General features: G+C 29.5%; 1 protein-coding gene. It reads left to right on the top strand.

Features of this window, described 5'->3' with window-relative positions; translation table 11 throughout:
- On the top strand, positions 1-213 hold a 213-nt coding region (locus tag AN964_RS25250; protein ID WP_152982472.1), incomplete at its 5' end, for a phage portal protein.
- Positions 214-536 lie beyond the last annotated feature (323 nt).

Raw genomic sequence — 536 nt, 5'->3', positions numbered from 1 at the left:
TTCGTGTTTCATTATAACCAACCTTCTAATGATAAAGAAACGATTGAAAACCTAGAGAAGTTAAATGGTATGGGGGCTATTAGTTTAGAAACGATATTGGCTAAGAATCCTTATGTAAATGATGTGGCTACAGAATTAAAAAGGTTGTCCAATGTGGATAATAAAAAGGGAAATAACGAGGGAAATAATCATAATGATAAACAGGTCAGTTAAATTGACATGAATGGGTGCGAAGTTTAATAGAAATGTTGTAGTGTCAAGGTTAGATACTTTACATACTATATTAAACTTCACGCCCCTGTTATTATATTTTTTGTTGATTTTTTTAAAATAATGGGTTAGAATTATTGTCAACTAGAAAATTTTCTGAAAAATAGGCAAAGTTGAGTAGTACCAACACTTTTGGGGGTATGAAAGATTGCTACCTATAACAATGATTATGTTAACTTGGCTAATCCTTATCATAATAAATCTTAGATACAGGATAAGATACCTATTTTTTGGAAGAAATTCTTATAAAATTTTGCTTTTATTAG

This window comes from Heyndrickxia shackletonii, from assembly GCF_001420715.1.
Taxonomy (GTDB): Bacteria; Bacillota; Bacilli; order Bacillales; family Bacillaceae_C; genus Margalitia; species Margalitia shackletonii.
This window is presented reverse-complemented; position numbering and strand designations above follow the sequence as displayed.